This window comes from Shewanella sp. 1180_01 (assembly GCF_052850535.1).
In genome coordinates this window covers 1-584 of the sequence record NZ_VXCT01000176.1, presented here as the reverse complement: position 1 = coordinate 584, position 584 = coordinate 1, and the positions used below count along the sequence as shown (strand labels likewise).

Below are 584 nucleotides of genomic sequence, written 5' to 3'. Positions count from 1 at the left end.
TTGTTTGTGCTGATGTTGATGTTCGGGACCCGCATAGGTGAAACCCGTTTAGCCAGATGGGACCACTTTGCCGGCGATTACTGGTTTATTCCCGCTGAGAATGCCAAGAACCGCCAAGAGCACCGCTTACCTATGACGCCAACAGCCAAGAAGCTCATTACCCATTACGCCCATTGGCAATACACGCATGTGGGCAAGCGGGCGTTTTTGTTCCCAGGCGAAGTAGGGCCGGTGAGCATTCGCACCGCGCAATATTGGAGTGAAACGATTCGGTTTAAGGCGTTTACATCGCATGCACTGCGCAAACTGTGCCGCACCATTATTGCCGACATGGGCGTAGATACCATGGTGGGTGAGCGGATTTTGAATCACACCTTGCCATTGCTGCTACGCACTTACGTTAACAGCACCTTAGATAAGGGCATGTTGATGGCGTTGGATGCCTACCATGCACACTTAATCACGCTGGGGTTTGATGATGTGGCGCCCGAGATTATGCGCCAATCGACCACTGAGCCGGACGAGCCAATGTTAGTGGGGTGGTTATGACGATAACAATGACAATCACAAATAGAACGAGTGAG

General features: G+C 51.5%; 1 protein-coding gene. It reads left to right on the top strand.

Annotation, left to right across the window (positions count from 1 at the left end; translation table 11 throughout):
* On the top strand, positions 1-549 hold a 549-nt coding region (locus tag FW758_RS24735; protein ID WP_446446842.1), incomplete at its 5' end, for a tyrosine-type recombinase/integrase.
* Between the last annotated feature and the right edge of the window lie 35 nt (positions 550-584).